At 60.8% G+C, this 25,480-nt stretch carries 21 protein-coding genes; 11 read left to right on the top strand and 10 right to left on the bottom strand.

Annotated features, from left to right (window positions below; all coding sequences use genetic code 11):
* Positions 1 to 9: 9 nt before the first annotated feature.
* The 7 genes from gyrA to H6A21_RS04010 form a co-directional block, all read right to left on the bottom strand.
* Positions 10 to 2,781, bottom strand: coding sequence for a DNA gyrase subunit A (gyrA, locus tag H6A21_RS04040; RefSeq protein WP_275052455.1), 2,772 nt, complete (start codon positions 2,779 to 2,781; stop codon positions 10 to 12).
* 145 nt (positions 2,782 to 2,926) lie between these two features.
* The gene (gyrB, locus tag H6A21_RS04035; RefSeq protein ID WP_342589673.1) at positions 2,927 to 4,951 is read right to left on the bottom strand and encodes a DNA topoisomerase (ATP-hydrolyzing) subunit B; all 2,025 of its coding nucleotides are present in this window, start codon (positions 4,949 to 4,951) and stop codon (positions 2,927 to 2,929) included.
* Positions 4,952 to 5,059: 108 nt separating this feature from the next.
* A complete protein-coding gene (locus H6A21_RS04030; RefSeq protein WP_342636057.1) occupies positions 5,060 to 5,623 on the bottom strand; it encodes a DciA family protein in 564 nt (187 codons plus the stop codon).
* The gene (gene recF / locus H6A21_RS04025; protein WP_342636056.1) at positions 5,610 to 6,710 is read right to left on the bottom strand and encodes a DNA replication/repair protein RecF; all 1,101 of its coding nucleotides are present in this window, start codon (positions 6,708 to 6,710) and stop codon (positions 5,610 to 5,612) included. The genes H6A21_RS04030 and recF overlap by 14 nt, the downstream gene beginning before the upstream one ends.
* 121 nt (positions 6,711 to 6,831) lie before the next feature.
* Entirely contained in the window at positions 6,832 to 7,935 is a 1,104-nt protein-coding gene (dnaN, locus tag H6A21_RS04020; protein ID WP_204560461.1) for a DNA polymerase III subunit beta, read from the bottom strand.
* Between the two features lie 240 nt (positions 7,936 to 8,175).
* Entirely contained in the window at positions 8,176 to 9,897 is a 1,722-nt protein-coding gene (locus H6A21_RS04015; protein WP_204560459.1) for a DnaA ATPase domain-containing protein, read from the bottom strand.
* A 16-nt stretch (positions 9,898 to 9,913) separates the two neighbouring features.
* On the bottom strand, positions 9,914 to 11,203 hold the full coding sequence (locus H6A21_RS04010; RefSeq protein ID WP_204560457.1) for an ATP-binding protein: 1,290 nt from the start codon (positions 11,201 to 11,203) through the stop codon (positions 9,914 to 9,916).
* A gap of 344 nt (positions 11,204 to 11,547) precedes the next feature.
* On the opposite strand from H6A21_RS04010, the gene rpmH reads away from it, so the two are divergent.
* The 9 genes from rpmH (at position 11,548) to H6A21_RS03965 (ending at position 18,264) form a co-directional block, all read left to right on the top strand.
* A complete protein-coding gene (gene rpmH / locus H6A21_RS04005) occupies positions 11,548 to 11,691 on the top strand; it encodes a 50S ribosomal protein L34 (protein WP_085829682.1) in 144 nt (47 codons plus the stop codon).
* A 15-nt stretch (positions 11,692 to 11,706) separates the two neighbouring features.
* Positions 11,707 to 12,045, top strand: coding sequence for a ribonuclease P protein component (rnpA, locus tag H6A21_RS04000; RefSeq protein ID WP_204560455.1), 339 nt, complete (start codon positions 11,707 to 11,709; stop codon positions 12,043 to 12,045).
* Positions 12,029 to 12,271, top strand: coding sequence for a membrane protein insertion efficiency factor YidD (gene yidD / locus H6A21_RS03995; protein ID WP_204560453.1), 243 nt, complete (start codon positions 12,029 to 12,031; stop codon positions 12,269 to 12,271). Before rnpA ends, yidD begins: the two co-directional genes overlap by 17 nt.
* Before the next feature lie 33 nt (positions 12,272 to 12,304).
* A complete protein-coding gene (locus tag H6A21_RS03990) occupies positions 12,305 to 13,075 on the top strand; it encodes a YidC/Oxa1 family membrane protein insertase (protein WP_204560452.1) in 771 nt (256 codons plus the stop codon).
* A gap of 39 nt (positions 13,076 to 13,114) precedes the next feature.
* Positions 13,115 to 13,669 (top strand): protein jag, encoded by a 555-nt coding sequence (locus H6A21_RS03985; RefSeq protein ID WP_239462640.1) that lies wholly within the window; start codon positions 13,115 to 13,117, stop codon positions 13,667 to 13,669.
* Positions 13,670 to 13,780: 111 nt separating this feature from the next.
* Entirely contained in the window at positions 13,781 to 14,551 is a 771-nt protein-coding gene (gene rsmG, locus H6A21_RS03980; protein ID WP_204560448.1) for a 16S rRNA (guanine(527)-N(7))-methyltransferase RsmG, read from the top strand.
* 1,785 nt (positions 14,552 to 16,336) lie between these two features.
* The gene (locus H6A21_RS03975) at positions 16,337 to 17,137 is read left to right on the top strand and encodes an AAA family ATPase (RefSeq protein WP_342589670.1); all 801 of its coding nucleotides are present in this window, start codon (positions 16,337 to 16,339) and stop codon (positions 17,135 to 17,137) included.
* A 40-nt stretch (positions 17,138 to 17,177) separates the two neighbouring features.
* Positions 17,178 to 18,020: a ParB/RepB/Spo0J family partition protein gene (locus tag H6A21_RS03970; RefSeq protein ID WP_204560487.1), complete on the top strand. Its 843-nt coding sequence runs from the start codon at positions 17,178 to 17,180 to the stop codon at positions 18,018 to 18,020.
* Complete coding sequence (locus tag H6A21_RS03965; RefSeq protein WP_204560446.1) at positions 18,010 to 18,264, top strand: hypothetical protein; 255 nt, start codon at positions 18,010 to 18,012, stop codon at positions 18,262 to 18,264. Before H6A21_RS03970 ends, H6A21_RS03965 begins: the two co-directional genes overlap by 11 nt.
* 108 nt (positions 18,265 to 18,372) lie before the next feature.
* Here H6A21_RS03965 and rlmN read toward each other — a convergent pair whose 3' ends face one another.
* Positions 18,373 to 19,416 carry a 23S rRNA (adenine(2503)-C(2))-methyltransferase RlmN gene (gene rlmN / locus H6A21_RS03960; RefSeq protein ID WP_204560445.1) on the bottom strand — a complete coding sequence of 348 codons (1,044 nt, stop codon included), beginning with the start codon at positions 19,414 to 19,416 and terminating at the stop codon, positions 18,373 to 18,375.
* A 69-nt stretch (positions 19,417 to 19,485) separates the two neighbouring features.
* Between rlmN and H6A21_RS03955 the strand changes: the two genes are divergently transcribed.
* A complete protein-coding gene (locus tag H6A21_RS03955; RefSeq protein WP_342636054.1) occupies positions 19,486 to 20,514 on the top strand; it encodes a D-alanine--D-alanine ligase in 1,029 nt (342 codons plus the stop codon).
* A 25-nt stretch (positions 20,515 to 20,539) separates the two neighbouring features.
* On the top strand, positions 20,540 to 23,425 hold the full coding sequence (locus tag H6A21_RS03950; protein ID WP_204560481.1) for a helicase C-terminal domain-containing protein: 2,886 nt from the start codon (positions 20,540 to 20,542) through the stop codon (positions 23,423 to 23,425).
* 72 nt (positions 23,426 to 23,497) lie between these two features.
* On the opposite strand, the gene H6A21_RS03945 is transcribed toward H6A21_RS03950, so the two are convergent.
* Positions 23,498 to 24,415, bottom strand: a complete 918-nt coding sequence (locus H6A21_RS03945; protein WP_204560443.1) for a helix-turn-helix transcriptional regulator — start codon at positions 24,413 to 24,415, stop codon at positions 23,498 to 23,500.
* The gene (locus tag H6A21_RS03940) at positions 24,408 to 25,427 is read right to left on the bottom strand and encodes a helix-turn-helix transcriptional regulator (protein ID WP_204560441.1); all 1,020 of its coding nucleotides are present in this window, start codon (positions 25,425 to 25,427) and stop codon (positions 24,408 to 24,410) included. The genes H6A21_RS03945 and H6A21_RS03940 overlap by 8 nt, the downstream gene beginning before the upstream one ends.
* Positions 25,428 to 25,480: the final 53 nt, after the last annotated feature.

Below are 25,480 nucleotides of genomic sequence, written 5' to 3'. Positions count from 1 at the left end.
GAGAGCACGCTACTCGTCCATCAGGTCCTCGAGCGCCTCGTCACCGCTGCCGATGTCCACGTGATCCTCCTCGTTGGGAGCGTCCATAGCGCCAGCTGCCGCCAGATCGAGCGACTCCTGGCCCTCAGCCACCGCGGGGGCCTTCGGCTTCTTCTTGGCGCTCGTCATGCGCGCCACGGCGGTCACGCGATCGCCGTCGGCCACCGTCATCATCTTGACGCCCTGGGTGGCACGGCCGGTCTTCGAGATCTCGTCGGTCTTCACACGGATGACCGTGGCGCCCTCGGTGATGATGAACAGCTCGTGCTGCGGGCCGACCGTCTTCATCGCCGCCAGATTGCCCTTCTTATCGGTCATCTGGATGGTGTAGACGCCCTGGCCGCCGCGGTTCTGCTCGGGGTAGTCGGCAACCGGGGTGCGCTTGCCGTAGCCGCGCTCGGTGATCACGAACAGGTCACCGCGCCCGTTGGAGATCTCCATGCCGAGCACCGTCGTGTCGCCCTTCATGGTGATGCCGCGCACACCGCTCGTGTCGCGACCGGTGGCGCGCACCTGGTCCTCATTGAACATGATCGCCTTGCCGGCCGTCGTGGCGAGGATGACCTTGTCGCCCTCGCGCACGCGGCGCACGTCGAGCAGGTCGTCGCCCGCCTTGAGGTTGATGGCGATGATGCCGTCGCGGCGGCTGCGATCGTACGCGCTCATGACGGTCTTCTTCACCATGCCGCTCGCCGTGGCGAACATGAGGTACTCGTCGTCGGGGAACTCGCGGCAGGAGATGACGCTCGCGATCTTCTCGCCGTCCTCGAAGGGCAGCAGGTTCACGATCGCGGTGCCACGCGCCTGGCGCGTTCCGACCGGCAGCTCGTGGACCTTCAGGCGGTACACCTTGCCGCGGTTGGAGAAGAACAGCACGTACTCATGGGTGCTCGCGATGAACATCTCCTCAATGACGTCGTCCTCTTTCAGGTTCGCGCCGGTCACGCCCTTGCCGCCGCGCTTCTGCGCGCGGTAGGCGGCCACCGGGATGCGCTTCACGTAGCCGGTGTGCGTGATGGTGACGACCATGTCCTCATCGGCGATGAGGTCCTCCACGTCCAGATCGCGCTCGGCGGCGCAGATCTCGGTGCGGCGCTTGTCGCCGAACTTGCGGGAGATCTCACGCATCTCCTCCTTGATGACGCCGAGGATCTTCTCCTCATGCGCCAGCAGGTCCTCGTAGTAGGCGATCGCGCGACGCAAACCGTCGAGCTCCTCCTGGATCTTGTCGCGCTCCAGGCCGGTCAGGCGGCGCAGCTTCATCTCGAGGATGGCCGTCGTCTGCTCCGGGGTGAACCCGAAGCGCTCGATCAGGCGCTGGCTCGCCTCGGCGTCGGTGCGCGAGGAGCGGATGATGGAGATAACCTCGTCGATATGGTCGAGCGCCATGAGGTAGCCCTCGAGGATGTGTGCGCGGGCCTGGGCCTTCTTGAGGTCGAAGCGCGTGCGACGGGTCACCACGTCGACCTGATGGTCGATGTAGCAGCGCAGCATCTCGCGCAGGCTCAGGCACTTGGGCACGCCGTTCACGAGCGCAAGGTTGTTCACGCCGAACGTGTTCTGCAGCGAGGTGTACTTGTACAGGTTGTTGAGGACGACCTGCGGGATGACGCCCTTCTTGAGCTCGATGACAAGACGGATGCCCTTCTGCGTGGACTCGTCGCGCATGTCGGAGATGCCCTCGATGCGCTTCTCGTTCACGAGCTGGGCGATCTTCTCCTGGAGGTTGCCCTTGTTCACCTGATAGGGAATCTCGGTGAACACAAGGCGGTTGCGGCCGGTCTTCGTGGACTCCACATGCGCCTTCGCGCGCACGGTAATGGAGCCGCGCCCGGTCTCGTAGGCCTGGCGGATGCCGTCGGAACCCATGATGCGGGCGCCGGTGGGGAAGTCCGGGCCGGGCATGACCGTCATGAGCTCATCGGTCGTCGCATCGGGGTTGTCGATGAGCATGCACGTGGCCTCGATGGCCTCCGAGAGGTTATGCGGCGGGATGTTCGTCGCCATGCCGACCGCGATGCCCGAGGAACCGTTGACGAGCAGGTTCGGGAAGCGCGCGGGCAGGACCTGCGGCTCGGCGAGCGACTCGTCGTAGTTGGGCTGCCAGTCGACGGTATCCTTCTGCAGGTCGCGCAGCAGCTCCATGGCGGGCTTCGCCAGGCGGCTCTCGGTGTAACGCATGGCCGCCGCGGAGTCGCCGTCGATGTTGCCGAAGTTGCCGTGACCGTCGATCAGCGGGGTGCGCATGGAGAACCACTGCGCCAGGCGAACCATGGTGTCGTACACCGCGGAGTCACCGTGCGGGTGGTATTTACCGATAACCTCGCCGACCGTCCACGCACTCTTCTTGTGCGGGCGGTTCGGATAGATGCCCGACTCGTTCATGGCGTAGAGGATGCGGCGGTGGACCGGCTTCAGGCCGTCGCGCACATCCGGCAGGGCGCGCGCGGTGATGACCGACATCGAGTACTCGATGAAGGACTGCTTCATCTCGTGGCCGAACTCCGAGATCTGGAGCTGGCCGCCGTTGATGTCCTCTCCCGCGGCCTCGCCGCGGTCGACGGTGCCGAAGCTCTCCTCGAGCTCGCCGTCCTCCTCCTCTTCCTCATCGTCATCGGCGTCCGGGTCGTACCCGATGGTCTCGCCGTCGTCGTTTTGCGTCTCGGCGCGGGCAAGCAGGCGCTTGAGATCCTCAGGCAGGCCCTCGGTGCCCTCATCGCCGGCGCCCGGCGTGTTGTTCATATCGTCTGCCACGTACTACCTCCTGTTGGTGACGTCTGGGGGCAGGCCCGCGTCACCATCGTTTACCATCTCGCGTGCGCAGGTCGCGCCGGCCGCAGAGACACCAAGAGCAGCGCTCCCGGCACCTATGCGGCCGGCAGTGCGCTTAAGCGTCGAGGAAGCGCGCGTCGTGGGCGTGCTTCTCGATGTACTCGCGGCGGTACTCCACCTGGTTGCCCATGAGCTCGCGCACCGCGCGGTCGGCCACGGCGGCGTCCTCGATAGTCACGCGCTGCAGGATGCGCGTCTTGGGGTCCATCGTCGTCGACGCGAGCTGCTTAGGATCCATCTCACCCAGACCCTTGTAGCGCTGGACGGTGTAGCCGCGGCGCTTCTTGGTGATCTTGCCACCGGCAGCCTCGTCCTCCGCCTCGTCGGGGTTGAGACCCAGGCTCTTGATGGTGTCGCGCAGGATCTCCTCCTCGGGCTGGCGGCCGTTGGGATAGACGTAATGGATCTTGTTGCGCACCTTGATGCCGAAGATCGGCGGGCACGCCACGTACACGTAGCCCGCATCGATCAGCGGACGCATGTACTTGTAGAAGAACGTGAGCAGCAGGATACGGATGTGGGCGCCGTCGACGTCTGCATCCGTCATGATGATGATCTTGTGGTAGCGGGCCTTCGTGATATCGAAGTCGCCGCCGTCGCCGCTGCCGGTCGTCACGCCGCAGCCGATAGCCGTGATGAGCGACTGGATGGTGTCCGACGAGAAGGCACGGTGGTCGCCCACGCGCTCGACGTTCAAGATCTTGCCGCGCAGGGGCAGGATTGCCTGGATGTCGCGGCGGCGGCCATCTTTCGCCGAACCGCCTGCAGAGTCGCCCTCGACGATGAAGAGCTCGGTCATCTCGGCATCGCGCACCGAGCAGTCGGCCAGCTTGCCTGGCAGGCTGGCGGTCTCGAGCAGGCTCTTGCGGCGCGTGGCCTCGCGCGCCTTGCGGGCGGCGTTGCGCGCCTTGGAGGCCTGCTGGGCCTTCTTGATGATCTCGCGGGCCTGCTTCGGATGCTCCTCGAGGTAGTCCGTCAGGCCATCGGAGACCACCTTGCGCACAAGCGTGCGCATGAAGGAGCTGCCGAGCTTCGCCTTCGTCTGGCCCTCGAACTGCGGGTCGGCGAGCTTGACGGAGATGACGGCGGCGAGGCCCTCGCGGACGTCGTCGCCGGTCAGGTTCGCGTCCTTCTCCTTCAGGATGTTCTGCTTGCGGGCGTAGTCGTTGATGACGGAGGTCAGCGCGGTGCGGAAGCCCTCGAGATGCATGCCGCCCTCGGGGGTGTAGATGTCGTTTGCGAAGCTCATGACCGTCTCGGAGTACGAGGTGTTCCACTGCATCGCGATCTCGACCTCGCCGGTGCGGTCTACCGGAAGACCGGGCTCGGAGGCGCCGGACAGGTAGATGGGCTTCTTCAGGCCGTCGGGAATGTCCTTGCCCTCGTTCAGGAACTTCACGAAGTCCACGATACCGCCGGCGTAGCAGAACTCGTCGACGCGCGGGGCGAGCTCGCGCTCGTCGGTCAGGACGATCTTCAGGTTCTTGTTCAGAAACGCTGTCTCCTGCAGGCGGTTGCGCAGGGTATCGTAGTCGTAGACGGTCGTCTCGAAGATCTCGTCATCCGGCCAGAACGTCGTGGTGGTGCCCGTCGTTTTGGACGTGCCGACCTCGATCATCTTCTGCGTGGTCTTGCCGCGGGCGAACTGCATCTCGTAGATCTTGCCGTCGCGGCGAACCTGGACCACCATCTTCTTCGAGAGCGCGTTCACGACCGACACGCCGACACCGTGCAGGCCGCCGGACACCTTGTAGGCTGAGTTGTCGAACTTGCCGCCGGCGTGCAGGATGGTCATAACGACCTCGAGCGTCGGGATCTTCTTCACGGGATGCTTGTCCACAGGGATGCCGCGGCCGTTGTCCACGACCGTGACCGAGTTGTCCGGGTGCACCGTCACCTCGATCTTGGTACAGAAACCAGCCATGGCCTCGTCGACGGAGTTGTCGACGATCTCCCACACGAGGTGATGCAGACCACTCGAGCTCGTCGAGCCGATGTACATGCCCGGGCGCTTGCGGACGGCTTCAAGACCCTCGAGAATCTTAATTTCGCTGCCGTCGTATTCGTTCTTTTTCGCCACGCACATCTCCTTAGTCACAAGAAGCGTCATTAACGTTCAATATTTTAGATGAATTGCTAGGGTATCTCATCAGGGTTCAAATACCCCTACAAGACCACCAGACGCCATCTACGACGTTTTTGGACCCTCGGTTGAGATTTTGTGCTCAAAACTCGCTTTCATGGCGTTTTTGAGGGCTTGTCGCAGTTTTGTGTCGGAAATCGGCAAGACCTGCGCGTCGAGTTCGCGCTCGGCCTGAGCATCGAGCGGCGTCGCGGGCGGCGGAGTCTTCTTCTCGTGGGCGGTGGGCGCGGCGGCTGCGCTTGGGTGGAACCGGCGCTCATAGCCCTCGCGCGAGCGCTTCACCTTGATGTCGTCGACGTTCACGCCGCGGCGGTACATGCGCGCGCGAATGATCTCGCGCATCATCGTGAGTTCGCTCACCCAGGTCGCACCGTCCACGTACACGATCAGCTCGTTCGATTCGGGAACGTAGTGCAGCCCGGTCACATGCGCGCCCTCGCGCGTGCCCCCGCACACCTCGTTCCACGCGCGGTAGACATCATGGCTCGTCTCGGCGGCGCGCATCTGCTCGCGGCGCTGCGGGGTGGCCCCATCCATGATGCGGCGGCGCTCGATGGGCAGGAACTCAGAGAGGGAATGCGTCTCGCCGGCGCGATCAGACCGCTTCACCGATATGCACCACCTTTGCACCATCGAGGATGTCGGAAGAGAAATACCCCAGGTTCGTCGTGGTGATAACCGTCTGGATCTCACCGGCAATGAGCCGCATGATCGCCTCGCGGCGACGCTCGTCGAGCTCGCTCATCACGTCGTCCAGAAGAAGAATCGGATAGCGGCCGAGGATGTCCTGCGTCACCTCGACCTCGGCGATCTTCCACGCCAGCACGAGGCTGCGCTGCTGCCCCTGGCTCGCAAAGGAGCGGGCGTCGCGTCCATCGATCATGAAGACGATCTCGTCACGGTGCGGACCGACGAGCGTGAGGCCGCGGCGCGCTTCCTCGTCAGCCGTCTCGGCGAGCGCGTCGGCGATCCGCGTCATGACCGCATCACGGTCCTTTGCCTCATCGGCCGTGATGCCGCCGATCGATGCGCGGTAGCGCACGTCAATGGTTTCACGTGGAGCAATCGTGCGATACGCCTCGATCAGACGCGTTCGCACGCGCTCCAGCAGGGCGATGCGGTGGACGAGTACCGCAGCGCCGGCGGAGACGAGCGCATCGTCCCAAGCGGCGAGCAGGTCACGCGAGGTGAATCGGTCCTTGAGGAGGTTGTTGCGCTGCTCGAGCGTCCGCTCGTAGCTCGATACGAGCTGCGCGTAGCTCTCGTTCAGCTGCACGCCGAAGTCGTCGAGTGCCGCACGGCGCACCGACGCGGACCGCTTCACCATATCGAGGTGGTCGGGACAGAACAGCACGCTCGGCAGGATGCCGCGCACGCCTGACGCGGTCACGCGCTTGCCGTTTTTCGTGAACGAGCGGCGCCCGCGCTCGGAGGTGAGGCCGATATCGACCAGACGGCCATCGCCCTCGAGCCGCAGGCTCGCCTGGGCGCGCGTCGCCCCGTCGTGCACGAGGTCGACGGGGGAGGGGCGGCGAAACGACTGGCCCGCCGTGAGCAGCTGGATGGCCTCCACGAGATTCGTCTTGCCCGCCGCGTTCGGACCGACCAGCACGGTCACGCCCTCGTCGAGCGCAAGCTCGAACGAGATGTAGCTGCGGTAATTCTGCGCCGTCAGCGTTCGCGCAAAGATGCCCACCGGTCCCCTTTCCCCATCCGTCTTTCCGCTGTCCTCTTCCGGGACGGGGTTGTTCGGTGCCAGATGGCACCGAACAACCCCGTCCCGGAAGAGGACAGCGCCGTGCTGCCTACAGGTACTTCTAGATGCGCACCGGCATGACCAGGTACAGGTAGTTGATCTTGTCGTAGCTCTTGAAGATGCCGGCCTGGCTGTAGCTCTGCAGCTCGAGGGTGAGTTCCTTCTCATGCGACAGCACGTTCAGGCAGCCGAAGATGTAGTGGTAGTTGAACGCGATGATGCCGGATGCGCCCTCGACCTCGACATCCACGGTCTCCTGCGCCTGGTCCTGATCGTTGGAGATGGCGGATAGGCCCATCGTGCTGGTCTCCGCCGAGATCTCGAACTTCACCGCGGAGTTCGCCTGCGCCACGACCGCCACGCGCTTGAGCGCGGCCGAGAAGGCGTCGACGTCGATTTTCACGGTCGTCGCGCAGGTCGCGGGCAGCAGCGCCTTGTAGTTGGGGTAGTTGCCCTCGATGCGGCGCGACACGTACGTGGTGTTGCCGGCGGCGAACACGACCTGCGTGTCGGTGGAGCCGACCATGATGGTGCCCTGGCCGCCCATGATGTTCAGCGCGTCGTTGAACGCCTCGGCGGGCACGTTCAGCTCGAAGCTCCCCTCGAGCGAGGAGGTCTCGACCTGCGTGTCGCACACCGCCAGACGATAGGAGTCCGTGGCCACGAGGCGCACAGTGTTGTTCTCCACCGTCATGTACACGCCGTTGAGAACCGGGCGGTTCTTGTCGGTCGAGGTCACGCGCCACACGCGCGACACCATCTCGGACAGGATGTCGCACGGCAGCTCCACGGAACGCTCGAGCGCGAGCGTGGGGAACTCGGGGAAGTCGGTCGGATCGAGCGTGTTCAGGCGGAATGAGCTCTTCTCGCACGTGATGGAGACCTGGCGCTCGACGACCTCGAACGACACGGGGGAATCCGGCAGCGTCTTGGTGATGTTGGAGAGCATCTTGCACGGGATCACCGTCTCGCCCTCTTCCTCCACGCGCGCGGCGACGCGGTGGCGGATCGAGATGGTGTAGTTCGATGTCTGGAACTCAAGGACACCGTCGGCGGCCTTGATGAGGACGCCTGAGAGGATGGGGAGTGTGCTCGCGCTCGCGACGCCCTTCATGACGATGCCGAGTGCTTCGGAGAGTGCCGGCTGGCTGACGGTGAATCTCATGTCCTTGCGGTCCTTCCTTTTATATCTTTCTCTATATATATCTATCTAACAATAGTAATAAGGTCGTTGACGGTGTGGATGACTGCCAAATCCCCTGCTTGGAGCCGGTGGATTTGTTGAGAGGGCGCTGTGGATAACATACCCGGTTTTCAACAGAGCTCCTGCGCCCCTGCGCTTGTCCCCGTGCCCTTGCCATCTTCCAACACTTTTTCCCTTCGTAATCCCCCGGTTTTCCACAGGCTATGACTTGATCAGGATGATGTTCTTGAGTTGCTGCAGCTCCTCGTTGAAACGAGCGTCCTCCTTCATCTTGGTCTCCACGACCTCCAGGCTGTGGATGACGGTGGTGTGATCGCGCCCGAAGGCCGACCCGACGGCCTTGAGCGACATCTCGCAGAGCGTGTTGGTGAGGTAGACGGCGACATGGCGGGGGAACGCGATGTTCTTCGAGCGCTTGCGGCCGATCATGTCCTCGTGGCTTACATGATAGAACTCCTCGACGACGCTCTGGACGGTGTCGACGCGCACGACCTTGTGCGCGGTGTCGAAGTACTCGTCGGCGATCGCGTCGATGTCGCTCGCGGTGAGCTCGCCGCCCGCCTGCTCCTTCTCGTAGGAGAGACCGGCACAGCGCTCGCAGAAGCTTTCGAGCTCGCGGATGTTGTTGCCCGAGATCTCGGCCATGTGGCGCAGGTGGTCGTCGGTGAGGTGCCCTTCTTCGAGACCGATGCCGTCGAGCAGCGACGAGGTCGCGCCCCCGAGCGGGCGCGCGGCGGAGCCCAGGATGGTGTGCTCGTAGTAGTTCTTGAGGATCGCGTACTTCATCTCGAAGCCCGGTTCGGAGACGAGGCACAGCATGCCTGAGTTGAAGCGGCTGGTCAGGCGTTCGTCCATGCCGAGCTTCTTGGGCGCGCGGTCGCTCGCGATGACGATCTTCTTGTTCTCGCGGATGAACTCGTCCACGAGCTGGAAGAAGAACTCGATGGACGCCTGACGCCCGATGATGTTCTGGATGTCGTCGATGATGAGGACGTCGGCGGCGCGGTACTCGCGCATGATGGGTTCGCCCGGACCGCGCTGGGCGCCGAGGTCGCGCATGTAGTCGTCGATATAGGCCTGGCTGTTGGCGTACTTCACCCTGATGTAGGGCTTCTCGGCGGCCAGGTAGTTCTTGATGGCGAACAGAAGGTGGGTTTTGCCCAGACCTGAGTTGCCGTAGATGAACAGGCTTGTGCATTGACCCGGCTCGTCGGCGAAGGCGGCGAAGCGCACGGCGCTCTGATAGGCGTGCTTGTTCTCGTCGCCGAAGACGAAGTTCTCGAACGTGTACTTCGCGTTGATGCCGACAGCGGGGTAGGAGTCCTCCGGGGTCTCGGCGGCAGGCTCGGGCGCGGCCTGTGGCGCGTGCGTGCGCTCTGCCGGCGCCGCCCCGCCCGCTTTGAGGTCCGCCATCATGCGCTTGAACTGGTCGGGGGAGATCGTGTTGTTGACATTCACCCGCGCGTCGGCGGACGCATCGGTGGCGAGCATGGGGCCGCTATGGGCAGCCGGCGCGCCCCCATGGGCGGCGATGGTGCGCTCCATGGGGCTCGGAGTGGCGTCTGCCACCGGAACGGTCTGCGTCTGTGCCATCGGAGTCACGGCCGCGCGCTGTCCGTCCTCGGCGCCCTGTGCCTGGACGGGTTCGGTGCGCGAGGTGGGCGTACCGGCGGCAACCTGCGGCACGCAGACGTTCAGCGCCAACGGCGCGAACGCGATCTCCTCGAGGTATCGTTCGATAATCTGACGCTGTTTCACCAGGTACGAATAGGCGAATCGGCTCGGCGCCTCGATGGTGAGGGAGTCCTCGGTGAACTCGGTCGCCCGTGCGCTCGCGAGCATGTTGATAAGCCGCGTGTCCATGCCGTCGCGCTGGCAGAACGCGATGACGTCGTCGAGCAGCAAACGTGCCTCGTTATCCATACTTCACCGACTCTCTCTACGAAAGGTGCGCCTGCGCCCAGGCCCGACCGGCGTCGGTCAAAAAGCGCTTCTGGCCCCGTTTGATAACCAACCCAGCCTGGCCGAGCCCCTCGAGTTCGCGTGACCACGTTGGAGCCGAGGATCCGAAGGCGCCTGCAAGGTCCGTCGGGCCGCAGCTGCCGTGCTCGACGAGAAACCTAATGGCAAGCGCTCCGCGTTCAGACACAAACGGCTCGGTGGCCGGCACCGGCTGCGACTGCGCTAGGGGAGGATATGCTTGCGCCTGCCCTTGGCCGCCCCAGGGCGCACCGGGTGCTTGCCCCCAGGGATTTAGCTGGTAGGCGGGCCAACCGGACGGGTTCTGCCACGCCGCTGGCTGCTGGGACGCCCAAGGCCATCCCTGCTGCGGATAGGGGGCGTAGAGGCCTGCTTGCTGTGGGGCGGCTGCGGGCGCCTGCATGCCATAGGCGCCCATGCCGGCCGCAGCCGCGTATCCCATATCGGGGCCAGCGCCCGGCCCTGGCATCTGCGTACCGTACTCAGGTGTGCCTGCGGGCGCCATCTGCGCCGCGTAGGGTGCTCCTGGCTGCGTGGGTGCCGAGGGCGCCGCGCCGGTGGCCGGCATGGCTGCGCCCGTCGGTATGGTTGCCTGCTCGTGCGCTCCGCGTACCGCGCCGCCGCGGGCGCCCGCCCGCTCGATCTCGGCGACGCGTGCGGGGTCGATCGACACGGTGACCACCGTGCCCTGATGGAGGTTGTCCTCGATCGAAACGGCTCCGCCGGCATGCTCCAGGTACTGCTGGACCATGGGGAACCCCGCGCCGGTTCCGCGGATATAGCGCTTCTGGTTGCGGTCGGCGCTCGTGACGCCGAACTCGAAAGCCCGTTCCTTGTCGTCGATGCCCGGGCCCTGGTCGGCGAAGCGGATGGTGTTGCCGTCATCCAGGATGGAGATGATGGGCTCGACGAAGTTTGCGTGGATGAAGTTTTCCACGATCTCGCGGATAACCATGAGGGAGATGCCGCCGCCCTGCTCCTTCATGCAGCGGTAGACGGTGTTGGTGATTTCCTCAAGGTAGGTCCTGACGTCCTGCGGCGCGATCACGATGACCCGCGGTGTGGAAAACATATCGTCATAGATGGCGATGCGGGTGGCGTAGCTGACCTGCGCCGTCGCACCGTCCGGCGCGTCTGCGCGCTCCGACCTGGCGATATCTCCTTCGGCGTTATCGACGCGCCCAGTGAGGTGCGCGTTGTCCGGGGCGGGATCCCCGGAGTCAACAAAAGGGTAGAAATCGTCAGACATGGGCGGAGTCGCAATCTTCGAAGGGGCGCGGTGGCACAAGCATATCAGCTTGTTGCGAGAGGTTTTGCAGCTTTCAACAACTTTTCCCAACTTGTTGAAAAGTATCGAAAACGGATGAAAAGTTATTAACACTTTCCATCTGGCCTGTGGAAAAGTCGGTGAAAGCTTCTGAAAGGTCTGAAATCGTTGGGTGGGCCAGTATGTAGTTCATGCGCTGAGATGAAGGGAATACGTACATTTAGCTTGCATTTATTGACATCGTCGTTCCATTTTCCCTACAATCTTCAAGCTCACGTGTCTATACCGTGCAAACAGCACTAAATTGCAGCAGGAGGATGTCAACCATGAAGCGTACGTATCAGCCTAACAAGCGTAAGCGCGCCAAGACCCACGGCTTCCGCGCCCGTATGGCCACCAAGGGCGGTCGCGCCGTGCTCGCCCGTCGTCGTGCCAAGGGCCGCAAGCGTCTTACCGTTAGCGATAACTAAGACAATGCTTCTCGCATGAGGACGATAAAGTCTCGCTTGGAATTCGAGCGCGTCTTTCACCAGGGGAGAAGCTACAAGCATCCTCTGATGCGTATGATCGCATGCGAATCCGTCAACGAAGGCGATCCCGGGCGGGTCGCCTTCGTTGCTGCAAAGCGCCTTGGTTGCGCCGTCGTGCGCAACCGCTCGAAGCGCGTTTTGCGTGAGGCTGCCCGTGCCTGCGAGTTCCCTCGCGACGGGTATGACGTCATCCTGTTCGCGACGAATCGATCGCGAACAGCTTCTCCATGCGAGCTGCAGGCCGCCCTTACATCGCTGTGCACACGGGCAGGCTTAGATGGACAACAAAGCTAATGTTCTTGCGCACCTGCCGCGACGCCTGGGCGTTGCAGCGGTGCGCTTTTACCAACGCACCATCTCGCCGATGCTGCCCAACGCCTGCATCTACATCCCGTCGTGCTCTCAGTACACCCTCGAGGCCATTCAGAAATACGGCCTGCTCAAGGGGTGCTGGTTGGGATTACGGCGCATTTTGCGCTGCAATCCGCTTCACGACGGCGGATACGACCCCGTGCCGTAACACGGCGCTTGCAACATTCGGAGGTAATTTCACATGTGGGACTGGATAGTCAACATTCTCTTCCAGATTCTCAAGCTCATTCAGGGTTTTGCGGTCGACTGGGGCCTTTCGATCATCATCCTGGTGGTCATCATCCGTCTGCTCCTGACGCCGCTCATGGTCAAATCGTCCAAATCGACGGCGCGCATGCAGGTCCTGCAGCCCAAGATGATGGAGATCCAGGAGCGCTACGCTGACGACCCGCAGCGTCAGGCCGAGGAGATGCAGAAGTTCTACTCCGAGAACAAGTTCAACCCCTTCGGCGGCTGCCTGCCCTTGCTTATCCAGATGCCGATCCTGTTCGCGCTCTTCACGCTGCTGAGGAACCTTCCCCAGTACTTTTCCGGTGAGAACTTCTCGTTCTACAACATCCTGCCCGATCTTCAGGCTACCCCTGCGGGCACCTTCGGTGAGGGCCTGGCCGTCTCCGCGCCGTATCTGATCGCTCTGATCCTGTTCGCGGTCCTTACGCTCATCCCGCAGCTGTGGATGTCCCGCAACCAGACGGGCCAGCAGGCGTCTACCATGCGCATGACCGCGGTCGTCATGACCGTCATGATGCTGTGGGTCGGCTGGGGCCTGCCCGCCGGTGTTCTTCTGTATTACGACGTCTCTTCTGCTTGGCAGGTCGTCCAGCAGCTGTTCGTGACCCAGCGCGTCATCGACAAGGCGAAGGCCGAGGAGGAGGAGCGCATGGCTAATGCGCCCATCGAGGTCGACGTCGTGCGTCGCGAGCGCAAGCAGCGTCCGCACAAGAAGAAGTAGTGCTGACTGTTATTAGGTACCTAACTAATGGAGTGTAAGATGTCTGAAGAGCTTCACGAGAAAACTGAGGAGGTTACGGGCGAGTACGCTCAGCTTGCTGCGCGTTATAAGGCCGGCGAGGCGCTGACTGACGAAGAGCTCGACACCATTGCCGACCTCGCGGTGTCTGTCCTTCGCGACCTGCTGTTCTATTTTGACGCCCAGGATTCTCCCATTGATGAGTACGATGGCGATGAGGGCGAGCTGATTCTCGACGTTACCGCTCCTGATCTTGCGGTGCTCATCGGCCGCCATGGCAAGACGCTCGAGTCGCTGCAGACGCTGTTCTCGCTTCTGGTGAGCCGTAAGCTGGGCTTCCGCTACCCCGTCGCGGTTGATGTTGAGGGGTACAAGAGCCGTCGACATGACAAGGTCATCTCCATGGCTCACTCCGCCGCTTCCCGCGCGGTGCGCCAGCACATGTCTGTATCGCTGCCCCCGATGTCTGCCTATGAGCGCCGCCTGGTACACATCGCGCTCCGCGATAATGCTCGGGTGGACACTCACTCCGAGGGTTCCGATCCTGAGAGGCGCGTTGTCATCACGCTTCGCTAACGTTTGACGATTGCGATGTTGAGAGGGACGTACGGTTCGTGCGTCCCTCTTTTTTGTCTGAAGTTCTTGCTACACTGATTTCTGTCAGTTTCTTCTTAATTGGAGTGTCTTATGACTGAGTCTTCTGCTCGATCCATTGTGCTTCAGCCGCTTGAGATTTCACCTGACCGCATGGAGTCTCTCTGCTCTCGTCTGAATGACTTGGCCCAGGGGATTGGGGTCGAGATGTCCTGTGCTCAAGTGGCGGCTTGCATCGAGCATCTGCTGTATGTTGATCAGATCAACAGCTATATCAATCTCACGCGCATTACTGATCTTGAGGATGCCCTGACGCTCCACATCCTTGATTCGCTGACCCTGATTCCTTTTCTTGCCGTCGAGCAGTTCTCCTTTGTCGATATGGGAACGGGAGCTGGGTTCCCCGGTGTGCCTCTTGGCATTATCACCGGACAGCATGGTGTCCTCTTGGACTCAGTGGGGAAGAAGGTCAAAGCAGTTAACGCGATAATTGGGCAGTTGGGCCTTTCCAACCTTACTGCGGTGCATGATCGGCTGGAAACCTTTGCCCAGTCGCATCGCGCCGAGGCTGATGTGGTGGTTGCACGTGCTTTAGCTCAGTTGCCCATCCTACTTGAGTATGCGGCCCCGCTGCTTCAGCGGGGCGGTCAGCTCTTGGTGTCCAAGGGCAATCCTGACGAGGACGAGGTGGAGCGTGGTCGCAAGGCTGCTCGCCTTTGCGGATTCGAACTGTATGACGTTCATAGTATCGATTTGCCTGGGGGCTATGGTCATAGAGAGATTTACGACTTCAGGCTCCTCCATAAGCCTTCCGTCAAGCTTCCGCGCGCTGACGGCATGGCCCGAAAGCAACCTCTTGCGTAAGTGGGTGCCCGGTGTTTCACGTGAAACACCGGGCACTTTTGTTTGACACCATTCTGTCGGATGACTACTCCACAATAAGTGATAGATCTGAGCTTCGTGTTCTAGATTGATGTATCTAAAGCCGCCGCGGGTGTCCTGACGTTCTCTCATTGAGCGCTCGTATCTCATCGATGTATTGCATATCGGAGGAGGGACAAGCTCACCGCTTGCATTTGGTCAACAACACTCCATCCAAGGTGATGCACGTTCGCGAGTAATCGGTTGCCCTGGTTTCAGCCTTTTCTGCGGGGCCCGTGAACCTGAGTGTTGGTGCATGGCCCTGAGGCAGATTGGAGCCATGCACACCGATTGTTGGGCCAAACCCCCAGCGGTTGATCGGTTCATGCTATGCAGTGCCGGGTGCCAATCTGTGATGCGGTGAGAATACAGGGCTCTGCATCCACACTGTCGATCATGCTGCTGTGTCGTAATCGGGTCTGTCGGGCACCACGGCCCTGGAAGGATCAGTACTTTGCAAAAGAGTGTTGTTTGATAAGCAGATTGGAGCTGATGCGTGCTGGGCGGTACATCTTTTGGATCTCGATCCGCGTTCGTCATGTTTTTCGCCCACACAATACAATGATCGGGAACACCATACAGGTGTTTTCAATCTAGCGATATTGAAGTTATTGAGCTGATAAGTCGGTATATGGGTTCAGATGCGTTGGATACCTTCGCGTTAAGTGCATGCGTCTTCATGTCTCACCTCATTCGAACTGATGCAGCGATTATCACTCGTTCACCCCTTGGCCTGTCATTGACCGTCTGACATGGTCCCCATGGGTTAGACGCTATTGTTGCTATTAAACTGTTGATTTATTCATTAGAGCGATGCGAGTTTTGAGGAGCCTTTTGTACTGAATGCGAGCCCATTGCCATATTTCTACTGCGACTTTCGCGTAAGAAGACCACTTGCTCGATTATGTTGTGTTATCGCGCATGATAGGTGCTCGTTTGTTGATCTTCGATTCTATTCGAGACGATTCAATCTTCAGAGATGATTATCGTGACAAACGAGCTAGTTAGTCGGATGATTGTTGCCTGCGGGAATGTTTCACGTGAAACGACCAGTGTTTCGCCTGCTCACCGGAGTTAATACGAAGAATTTGCAACGTGCAGGTTGCAGTCATAGAAAACATGGCATGTTGTGATGACTGGAAATTCAGTAGAAATAGATGGTGAGCTAATGCTCACAAAAGCTGGTTTACTGCTATTTGGCAAAGCCGATGCAGCTTTCAACAGCATGGGGACTAAAGCCTATCTCACTTTGAAGACAGTTGGCCCTGCATATTCAGAATTCGTATAGTTGGGAGTAGGGGTACCGTCGTTAAGCTGGTAGTGGCTTATCACATCCTCAAAGCACCATGTATGTGGTCGCGCTGAGGTGTCTTTGACGCCACGCGTGTTCTGCTTTTATTTGAAGGTAGCGGGAGTGACGTGTGTCCACAATAGCCTGTATCGACATGGATGAACTACTTTATATGCCAACAATGGAAATGAAGATTGATGAAGGGCCGTGGCGTAGTGAATTGAGCTTATAGCCATAACGCCGTTATCAGCTGCTGGTGTAAGGTGGATGTTTGAACTGGGCTAGGGACTTCGAAAGTTTTTTACCGAGCGGATTAGGTGAATCTTGCGAACAGGTTTCACGTGAAACATAATGAACGATAATCACGCGGATACACAGCGATGTTTCACGTGAAACCAGCTTTCAGCATGCAGTCAAGGTGCACCAAGGAGGGCGCAGTGGGATTTAAGGACACAAAACGCTCCAAATCGGCAAAAGCGACGCGAGTCATTGCCATAATCAATCAGAAGGGCGGAGTCGGAAAATCTACAACTGCAGTTAACCTAGCTGCTGCCCTTGGAGAACTTAATTACAAGGTGCTTGTTGTGGATTTCGACCCACAGGGGAACACTACGAGTGGCCTCGGTATCGAAAAGGAGCAGCTGGACCATTGCGTATATGATTCACTGCTGCATGATGTTCCGGTTGAAGAGATCATTCAGGATACTGATTGCAAGAAAGTATATGTTGTGCCGGCGACCATTCAGCTTGCTGGCGCAGAAATCGAGCTGGTCTCGACGATGGCACGTGAAACGCGCTTGAAGGACTTGCTTGAGCCAGTCCTGGATGAGTTCGACTTCATCTTTATTGATTGCCCGCCATCGCTTGGCTTGCTAACGATTAACGCATTGACTGCTGCCGACAGTGTATTGATACCAATCCAATGTGAGTATTATGCGCTTGAGGGTGTGACCAAGCTTCTCGAGTCGATGAAGATGGTTAAGTCTCGCATCAATAAGTCGCTTGATACCTTTGGCGTGCTGCTGACCATGTATGACGGCCGTACTTCACTGTCTAATCAGGTTGTGGATGAAGTGAAGGGATACTTCGGGGACAAGGCGTTCAAGACGTGCATCCCTCGTTCAGTCAAGGTGTCCGAGGCGCCTTCGTTCGGTATGCCGGTGGTGACCTATGCTCCCCAGAATAAGGGAGCACTTGCATACAAGGCTCTTGCGAAAGAGGTGGTGAAGCGTGCCTAGTCCGAAAAAGAAAGCGTTGGGTCGTGGACTTGGATCACTTATCCAAGAGGCGCAGTCGGAGGCGGGTGCCCAGCAGCAGCCGGATAACATCATCTCGGTAGAGGAGATTCATCCAAATCCGAATCAGCCTCGTACCCATTTTAATGAAACGGAACTCGAGGAGCTCAGCGAGTCCATACGTGCCCATGGTGTTCTACAGCCGCTCTTGGTTCGTAAGGATAGGACCGGATACGAAATCATCGCAGGTGAGCGCCGCTACCAAGCATCGAAGATTGCCGGTTTGACCGAGCTGCCTGTGATCGTTCGCGATGTCGATGATAGCCAGATGCTCGAGCTGGCACTCATCGAGAATTTGCAACGCTCAGACCTTAACCCCATTGAAGAGGCAAAAGGGTATCGTGAGCTCATCAAGGCGAGCGGGATGACTCAGGAGGCTCTGTCTAGGGCGGTGTCGAAGTCTCGCTCCACTATCACCAATTCTCTTCGCCTGCTGGATCTTCCTCAGCACGTTCAAGATCTTTTGTTCGAGGGCAAGTTGACCGCCGGCCATGCGCGAGCCATTCTTGCTGTTCCGTTTGAAGAACAGCGAATCAAGCTGGCGGATAAGGTTGTAAAAGAGGGTTTGTCCGTTCGAGCGACTGAAAACCTTGCACCGTTGTTTTCTGTCGGAGATACACCTAAAACTCCTCGACCGGTGACGCCTCAGTCCTATAAGAAGGCGGCTCGTGTTCTCCGTCAGGTATTCAACACCAACGTGAAAGTTAAGTCTTCGCGCGGGAAAAACAAGATAGAGATCGAGTTCAAGGATGAAGAGGAACTCGCAGGCATCTTGAACCGTGTCATGAATGACTCAACGGTATCGGAGGTTGAGGATGAAGACTAGGATTCTCGGGGGAGTTATAGCTGGGCTTGTGGTTGCCGCTGGTGCATTTATCGGCTATAAGGTCGCAACTGATGAGGAGTTTCGCGGAAGGTTGACGCGCGGGGCTAAAGATATGTACCAGACATCCAAGAAAAAGGTCGGTGACATGACTGAGGATGTCGCCCTGCGCACCGCTCAGCTCACCAAGAATCCGAAGATCAACCAAGAGTGGGTTGAGAATCAATGGGAGACACTGGGTTACTAGAAATAGTAAAAATTACTAATTAGTAAACAGTAAATATAAAAGGCCGAGTTCCTTGTGAACTCGGCCTTTTTGCAGGCGAACATGTTTCACATGAAACATGTATGATGCCTAACGCGCCAGGTGCTTCTGCTTCAGCTGTCCACAGGCAGCGTCGATATCGTTGCCGCGAGAGTTGCGGATGGTTGCCTCCACGCCGTGCACCTGCAGGCGCTTCTGGAGCGTCTCGATCTTCTTCATGGGGGAGGGCTTCATGAGGGAGGCGGGCGTGTCGTTCAGCGGGATGAGATTGACGTGGCAGAGCGTGCCGCGGCAGAAGTCGATCAAGGCTTCCATCTCGGGGTTCGTGTCGTTGATTCCCTCAATCATGGCGAACTCATAGGTGGGGCGGCGGCCGGTTTTTTCGACGTACTGCTGAATGGCCTCATGGAGGCGCGGCAGCGTGTACTTCTTGACGCCGGGCATAAGCTTGTTGCGCGTGCTCTGCACGGCGGAGTGGAGCGAGATGGCAAGGGTGAACTGCTCGGGAAGCTCGGCGAATCGACGGATGCCGGGGATGACACCGCACGTCGAAACCGTTAGGTGACGCGCGCCGATAGCCATGCCGTCGGGGTCATTGAGGATCCTGAGCGCTTCGACCGTGGCATCCATGTTCACGAAGGGCTCGCCCTGGCCCATGAACACGACGCTCGTGACGCGCTCACCGAAATCGCGCGAGACATGAATGACCTGGTCGACAATCTCTCGGGCAGTTAGCGAGCGCGTGAGGCCGTTGAAGCCCGTGGCACAAAACGCGCAGCCCATAGCACAGCCCGCCTGTGTCGAGACGCAGACCGAGAGCTTGTTGCGGCTCGGCATGCCCACGGTCTCAACGGAGGTACCGTCCGCGAACTGCAGAAGATACTTGCGCGAGCCGTCATGGGAAACCTGCTTCGTGATTTCGGTAGGGGTGGCAAACGTGAATCGGGCAGCGAGCTCTTCACGCAGCTTCTTCGGGATATTGGTCATCTCGTCGAACGAACCGGCCTGCTTGGCGAAAATCCATTCGCAGATCTGCTTGGCGCGAAACGCGGGCTGACCGAGCTCTTTGACGAGATCGGCGATTTCCTCCTCGGTTAAGGAGCGAATATCGCGAAGACGGTGAGAACGTTCCATGCGGCACCTTTCGAAGGTTATACAGCTTACGATACCTATACAATAAAATAACGCGCGGCTCGCGGCCGCATGAGTCGCGCGCAGTGGATAAACAACATCAGGGCATGCGACCGGGTACGCCATAAAGGAGATGCCATTATGCAGAGCAGCCAACGTGCCGATATGCACATTGCCGTATTGGCCGGCGGTATGTCGGCGGAGCGCGAGATCTCGTTTTCTTCGGGAAAGAATGCGGTCAACGCTCTTAAGCAGGCGGGCTTTGGGTCTGTTGAGATGCTTGACCCCGCCGACGACGGCTTTATCGACGCTATGCGCACCGGTTCGTTCGATGCGGCCTTCATTGCGCTGCACGGTACGGGTGGCGAAGACGGCATGATTCAGCATCTCATGGAATACCTTGGCATTCCCTATACCGGGTCTGATGCCACCTCGAGCGTCTGCGGCGCGGACAAGGAGCTCTCGAAGGTGCTGTATGAACGAGCGGGCATTCCGATTGCTGCGGGCGTGACGGTTCACCGTGGGGAGCAGGTCGACGCTGAAGCCGTATTCGAGCAGCTCGACGGCGCTCTGTTCGTGAAGCCTGCAATCAATGGCTCGAGCTACGGTGTCACGAAGGTGACGAAGTCCGACGAGCTTGCCGGTGCCATCGCGCGCGCTCTTGAGTATAGCGACAAGGCGCTGGTGGAGACGTGCCTCGAGGGAACCGAGATCACGGTGGGCGTGTTTGGCGACGAGGATCTTCAGGCGCTGCCTATCGTTGAAATCTGCACTCCCGACACGGTGGACTTTTACGACCTGAGCGTGAAGTACATCGTGTCCGATGACATTCACCGGATTCCGGCGCGTCTGCCCGAAGACGTGTACGCGCGTGCGCAGGAACTTGCGTGCCGCGCCCATCGCGCTCTGGGGTGCTCCGGGTTCTCGCGGAGCGATTTTATCGTTACCGCTGACGGTCCGGTTATTCTGGAGACGAATACCATTCCGGGTATGACGGACACATCGCTGTTCCCCGATGAGGTCCTTCACGCGGGCATGGAGTTCAGCGATGTGTGCGCCCGCCTGGTTGAGATGGCGATTGAGCGCCACGAGCGCCGATAAGGAGTAGCGTGTGCCGATAGCAACGATGGCCGAGGCCGTGATGGCGGGGACGCCTGACGCGGTCGTGGCGGCATATGAAACCCTCGCCGAGCGTGCGAAGACGAGGTCGTTCGGGCTGATCGAGGAGGACGTCATCATCCTCGATACCGAGACGACGGGCCTGTCAGTACAGGACAACCACCTCATCGAGATTGCTGCCGCGCGCTTGCGTGGCCGTGAGATCGTCGACAGATTCGATACGTTCGTGCATCCCGGGATGCCGATTCCCGAGGAAATCGTGCGCCTGACGGGGATTCACGATAGCGATGTCCAGTATGCGCCGTCCGCCGAGGAGGCGGTCGCCATGCTCGCCGATTTCGTCGGAGGCTGTCCTGTCATTGCTCATAACGCGACATTCGATCGCTCGTTTATCGAGGCGGTTCGCGGCGGTGTCAAGGTGAGCGACATCTGGATCGACTCGTTGGCCCTGTCCCGCATCGCCCTGCCGCGCTTGGCATCACATAAGCTGTCCGTTCTGGCCGAACTATTCGACTGCGATGCGGTGTCACACCGGGCGATAGACGACGTCGAGGCGCTCGCCGGCGTGTGGCGCATCCTCCTGGTGGCGCTCACCGACCTGCCGCGCGGCCTGATGCGCCGTCTTGCGGATATGCACCCGGATGTCCCGTGGAGCTATCGCCCCATCTTCTCGTTTCTGGCAGGAGAGGACCCCGACGGCATCTTCTCGCTTCCCGCCGCGCGTACCGAGATTCTGCGTGCTCAGGTTCCCGATGAGCGCATCGATGCCGATGAACTGCCGTTTCTATCGATGCCCTCAGCCGACGAGATCAAAGCGTGCTATGCGCCCACCGGCGTGGTCGACCGGATGTATCCGGGTTACGAGCCCCGTCCAGAGCAGGTGGAGATGGCGTGCGAGGTACGCGACGCCCTCGAGACGCGGACCCATCGGGTAATCGAGGCAGGAACAGGCGTCGGCAAGTCCATCGCCTATCTCATCCCCTTCGCCCACGCCGCGCGCCGCAACAACGTGACGGTCGGTATCGCGACGAAGTCGAATAACCTTGCTGACCAGCTGATTTACCATGAACTGCCGCGTTTGGCGCGCGAGCTTGATGGAGGCCTGACGTTCTGCGCCCTCAAGGGCTACGACCACTACCCCTGTCTGCGGAAGCTCGAGCGTCTCAGCCGCTCCGATGCAGAGATCCATACGGCAAAAGATCCCGCTGACACCCTGACTGCCATCGCGGTCATCTACGCCTATGTCTGCCAGTCGCCGACCGGCGACCTCGATGGCCTGGGCATCCGGTGGAAGAGCGTGAGCCGGGCGGACCTCACCACGCCGTCGCGCGAGTGCGCACGTCGCCTGTGCCCGTTTTTCCCGGATCGCTGCCTGGTGCACGGTGCACGCCGCCGTGCGGCGCGCGTGGACGTCGTGGTGACCAACCACTCGCTGCTGTTCCGCAACGTTGCCGCTGACGGCAAGATCCTGCCGCCCATCCGCCACTGGATCATCGATGAGGCCCATTCGGTCGAGCGAGAGGCGCGCCGCCAGTGGGCGGTTACCGTCTCGGCTGACGAATCGCGAGCGATCTTCGAGCGTCTGGGCGGCGAGCGCTCCGGTGCACTGGGTCAGCTGGTGCGTAACCTGGCGGGCTCGGACGCCGCGACACTCTACATGGGGCTGTCCGCGAAGGCGACCGCGACGGTACAACGCGCCTCCTTGGCTATGGCCGAGGTATTCGACGGGGTACGCGATCTGGCACGGCGGGGGAGAAGCGACGGCTACGACAACGCCAACATCTGGATCGGGCCTGCTGTGCGCGAGGGCGATGCCTGGCAGCATTTCTTGCCTGCCGCGCTTACGGCGCTCGATGCGCTTGAGGAGGCGCATAAGAACCTCACCTCCCTCGTCGAGGCGATATCTGCTGAGAAGCCCGAGTTCGTCGTGGACGTCGCGGATGGTACGCGCCGTCTGGGGGAGATGCTCGAGGGGCTCTCGCTGATTGTGAAGGGCGAGGACGACCGCTATGTCTACTCGCTGCAGGTCAATCGGCGCCTGCGTGCAGGAGGCGAGTCGCTGACCGCCGAGCTGATTAACGTGGGCGAGATGCTTGCCGAACGGTGGCTTCCTGAGGTCCATACGGCGATCTTTACCTCGGCAACCATCTCCATCGCGGGAAATTTCAACCACTTCATGCGGTCGGTAGGGCTCGATCGTCTTGACCGAACGGCCGCGAAAACCCTGCATCTCGATTCGAGCTACGACTTCGATGAGAACATGACGGTCGTGGTTGCGGGCGACGTGCCCGACCCGCGCAGCCGCGACGCCTACCTCGACACCATGGAGCAGCTGCTCGTCGATGTGCATATCGCGATGGGTGGCTCGGCGCTGACGCTCTTCACGAACCGTCGCGACATGGAGGACCTCTACGCGCGCGTCGAGCCCAAGCTCGCCGCCGCCGGGCTCGAGCTCGCATGCCAGCAGCGCAACTCGTCGGCACGCCACCTGCGCGAGCACTTCATATCGGAAAAGTCGTCCTCCCTGTTTGCCCTCAAGGCGTTTTGGGAGGGGTTCGACGCGTCCGGGGACACCCTGCGGTGCGTGGTGATCCCCAAGCTGCCGTTCTCGAGTCCGACGGACCCGCTGGCCTGCGAGCGCGATCGGCGCGAGGAGCGCGCCTGGGCGCAGTATGCCCTGCCCGAGGCGGTGCTCGAGGTCAAGCAGGCGGCAGGACGTCTGATCCGGTCGTCTTCCGATGTCGGTGTGCTGGTGCTGGCGGATTCGCGCCTCGTCACCAAGGGGTATGGCAAGAAGTTCCTGAACTCGCTGCCCACGTCGGGTTATCAGCGTATCGAGAGCGCTCAGGTCGGACGCTATCTCGAGCTGTGGCGTCATGCGCACGGCGAATAGCAGGCCAAGGCATGCAAAACGCAGCGCACCCGCCATCTTCCCGCGACGGGGTGATGGCGGGTGCGCCCGTATCTACGCACGCAGGTTCGCCCCGTAGTCAACAAGGCGCTCGCGCAGCTCTGCGGGCTCAATCAGCTCGAGCTCGCCTGCGGCAGCGAGCACCTGGTCGAAAAGCCAAGATTCGGATGAATAGTACAGACTGAATGCCATCGAGCCGTCTTCATGCGGCTCGATATCCGCCGCGCCAGCCCAATCCAGCAGGAAGGTGCGTGCGCCGGGGCGCAGCACGAGCCGTGCGACGAGCCCCTGCGCACGCAAGCTCTCCGACGCGCTGTGCGAAAGCGCCCCATGGTGCTCAACCGACTCCTCGGTGAACGTCACCTCGCCGACCCGATCGAGACGATAGCGGCGCTCTGCATCCTTCTCGATATCCCAAGCGACGAGGTAGACCTCGCCATGCTCCTCCTGGATCTCTAACGGGTCGATCGTTCGGGTTCGCGCCGCCCCCTCAGTGAGCGAGCGATAGGTCATGGTGCAGCGGATGCCGTCTTCGATGGCCTCGCTCAGGCGCGCGAAGCACGAACCGTAGCGGGCGGGCTCGACGATGCCCGGTGCGCTCATCGCGCCCTGGGCGGGCCCCACCGCGGCGCGGATGCGCTCGCGCGTCTCGTCATCGAGGTCGAGGACATCGAGAATGTGTGCGAGCACCATGCCTTCCTCGAGGCTGAAGCGACGGGGCATGATGAGGGCGGCATCGCCATGCAAGGTGACGCGGCCGTCCGCGATCGTGATGGCCGCGCGCGCCCCGCTTGAGCGGCTCGAGAGCTTGGAGAGGGTGTCGACGATCTGCTCGAGCTCGGCATTCGTGCAGGCGAGGAGCTCGCATGCACCGCCAACCGCAAGCGTCTGGCCAGGCGCTGCGGAGAGCGCCTCGAGAAGACGGATGCCGGAGGCGACTGTCTGCTCGGCAGTGAGATGAGGTTTAGCCATGGAGCGTCACCGCCTTGTCGATACATGCGTTCCACGCGTTGACGATCTTTGCGGGAGAGACGGGGCGCATGCCGGACTGCGCATGTGCGAGGCCGAAGCGCGCGGCGGCGTCGACGTCGCCCGCCTTGATGGTCCAAAGCCAGCGCTTTTTCTGCTCGTCGCGCACAAGCTCTCCGCGTTCCTTGGTGAGCGCGCGTACCTCGGTGGCTTCGATTTCTATCGGAAGGGAGAAGGTGACCTTCGTCGCCATCCCGCTGCCGATGTCGAACGGCAGGAACAGGTAGTCGCGCACGTTGAACCGGGCGGGGACCGTGTAGCTGCCGGTTGGCCGCCAGGCGCGCGTGATGCGGTCGCCGCGAAACGTCCGGACCTGTCCGCTTTGATCGTCGAGGCCGACGTAATAGATATGGCCGTGCTGCATGAAGATGCCCCAGATGGCGAGCACGCGCTGCGTTTCCAGCCCGCGGGCGTCGACGTAGGCGATGCGTACGCGTCGGTGCAGGGCAAACGCGCTCCATAGCGTGTCGGCGGCCGGGCTCGCGGTGGTCTGTTCGCCCGCGACGGCGTCGCCCGCTTCCGCCGATGAGGTCATAGCCGCCAGGCGTTGGCGGATGTCGACAAGAGCCCGGCGGAAGGGGATGTCCTGTCGTGACAGGCACTCGTCGACCGCGCGCAGCAGCGCATCGGCGTCATCGCGCGAGATGGCGCCGAGCGCCGCGTAGGTGCTCGAGCGGTCGATGGTCCACAGGCTCTCTTCGGTTTGTGCCGCGCCTGCGGGTCTGATCTCCTTCACGTTGATGCCGCGCTCGGCCAACTTTTCGCGATCGCGTTTGAACTTCTTCAGGTCGGAGGCACGGTTGGGCGACCCGTAGCCCACGTCGGAGTCGCTGACGATCTCCTCGGTCGTGAGCGGGACGGACGACGAGTTGAGGATGAACAGGAGGTTGAGAATGCGCAGGGCCGTCTCGTTGAGCTCGGGCTCCTCCATCTCGTCGGTACGGTCGGGTTCCATCGGGCGGCACCGCCTTTCTGCCGCAAGGTGCAAAGCTGTGGTTCAGCCCACTA

Source organism: Collinsella tanakaei, assembly GCF_016902615.1.
In the GTDB taxonomy this organism is placed as follows: Bacteria; Actinomycetota; Coriobacteriia; order Coriobacteriales; family Coriobacteriaceae; genus Collinsella; species Collinsella tanakaei_A.
This window is presented reverse-complemented; position numbering and strand designations above follow the sequence as displayed.

Excerpts from the sequence above, each read along its gene's own strand:
- gyrA (WP_275052455.1), bottom strand. The coding sequence starts at position 2,781 with ATGAACAACACGCCGGGCGCCGGCGATGAGGGCACCGAGGGCCTGCCT.
- dnaN (WP_204560461.1), bottom strand. The coding sequence starts at position 7,935 with ATGAGATTCACCGTCAGCCAGCCGGCACTCTCCGAAGCACTCGGCATC.
- H6A21_RS04015 (WP_204560459.1), bottom strand. The coding sequence starts at position 9,897 with ATGGATAACGAGGCACGTTTGCTGCTCGACGACGTCATCGCGTTCTGC.
- H6A21_RS04010 (WP_204560457.1), bottom strand. The coding sequence starts at position 11,203 with ATGTCTGACGATTTCTACCCTTTTGTTGACTCCGGGGATCCCGCCCCG.
- rpmH (WP_085829682.1), top strand. The coding sequence starts at position 11,548 with ATGAAGCGTACGTATCAGCCTAACAAGCGTAAGCGCGCCAAGACCCAC.
- rnpA (WP_204560455.1), top strand. The coding sequence starts at position 11,707 with ATGAGGACGATAAAGTCTCGCTTGGAATTCGAGCGCGTCTTTCACCAG.
- yidD (WP_204560453.1), top strand. The coding sequence starts at position 12,029 with ATGGACAACAAAGCTAATGTTCTTGCGCACCTGCCGCGACGCCTGGGC.
- H6A21_RS03990 (WP_204560452.1), top strand. The coding sequence starts at position 12,305 with ATGTGGGACTGGATAGTCAACATTCTCTTCCAGATTCTCAAGCTCATT.
- H6A21_RS03985 (WP_239462640.1), top strand. The coding sequence starts at position 13,115 with ATGTCTGAAGAGCTTCACGAGAAAACTGAGGAGGTTACGGGCGAGTAC.
- rsmG (WP_204560448.1), top strand. The coding sequence starts at position 13,781 with ATGACTGAGTCTTCTGCTCGATCCATTGTGCTTCAGCCGCTTGAGATT.
- H6A21_RS03965 (WP_204560446.1), top strand. The coding sequence starts at position 18,010 with ATGAAGACTAGGATTCTCGGGGGAGTTATAGCTGGGCTTGTGGTTGCC.
- rlmN (WP_204560445.1), bottom strand. The coding sequence starts at position 19,416 with ATGGAACGTTCTCACCGTCTTCGCGATATTCGCTCCTTAACCGAGGAG.
- H6A21_RS03955 (WP_342636054.1), top strand. The coding sequence starts at position 19,486 with ATGAGTCGCGCGCAGTGGATAAACAACATCAGGGCATGCGACCGGGTA.
- H6A21_RS03950 (WP_204560481.1), top strand. The coding sequence starts at position 20,540 with ATGGCCGAGGCCGTGATGGCGGGGACGCCTGACGCGGTCGTGGCGGCA.
- H6A21_RS03945 (WP_204560443.1), bottom strand. The coding sequence starts at position 24,415 with ATGGCTAAACCTCATCTCACTGCCGAGCAGACAGTCGCCTCCGGCATC.
- H6A21_RS03940 (WP_204560441.1), bottom strand. The coding sequence starts at position 25,427 with ATGGAACCCGACCGTACCGACGAGATGGAGGAGCCCGAGCTCAACGAG.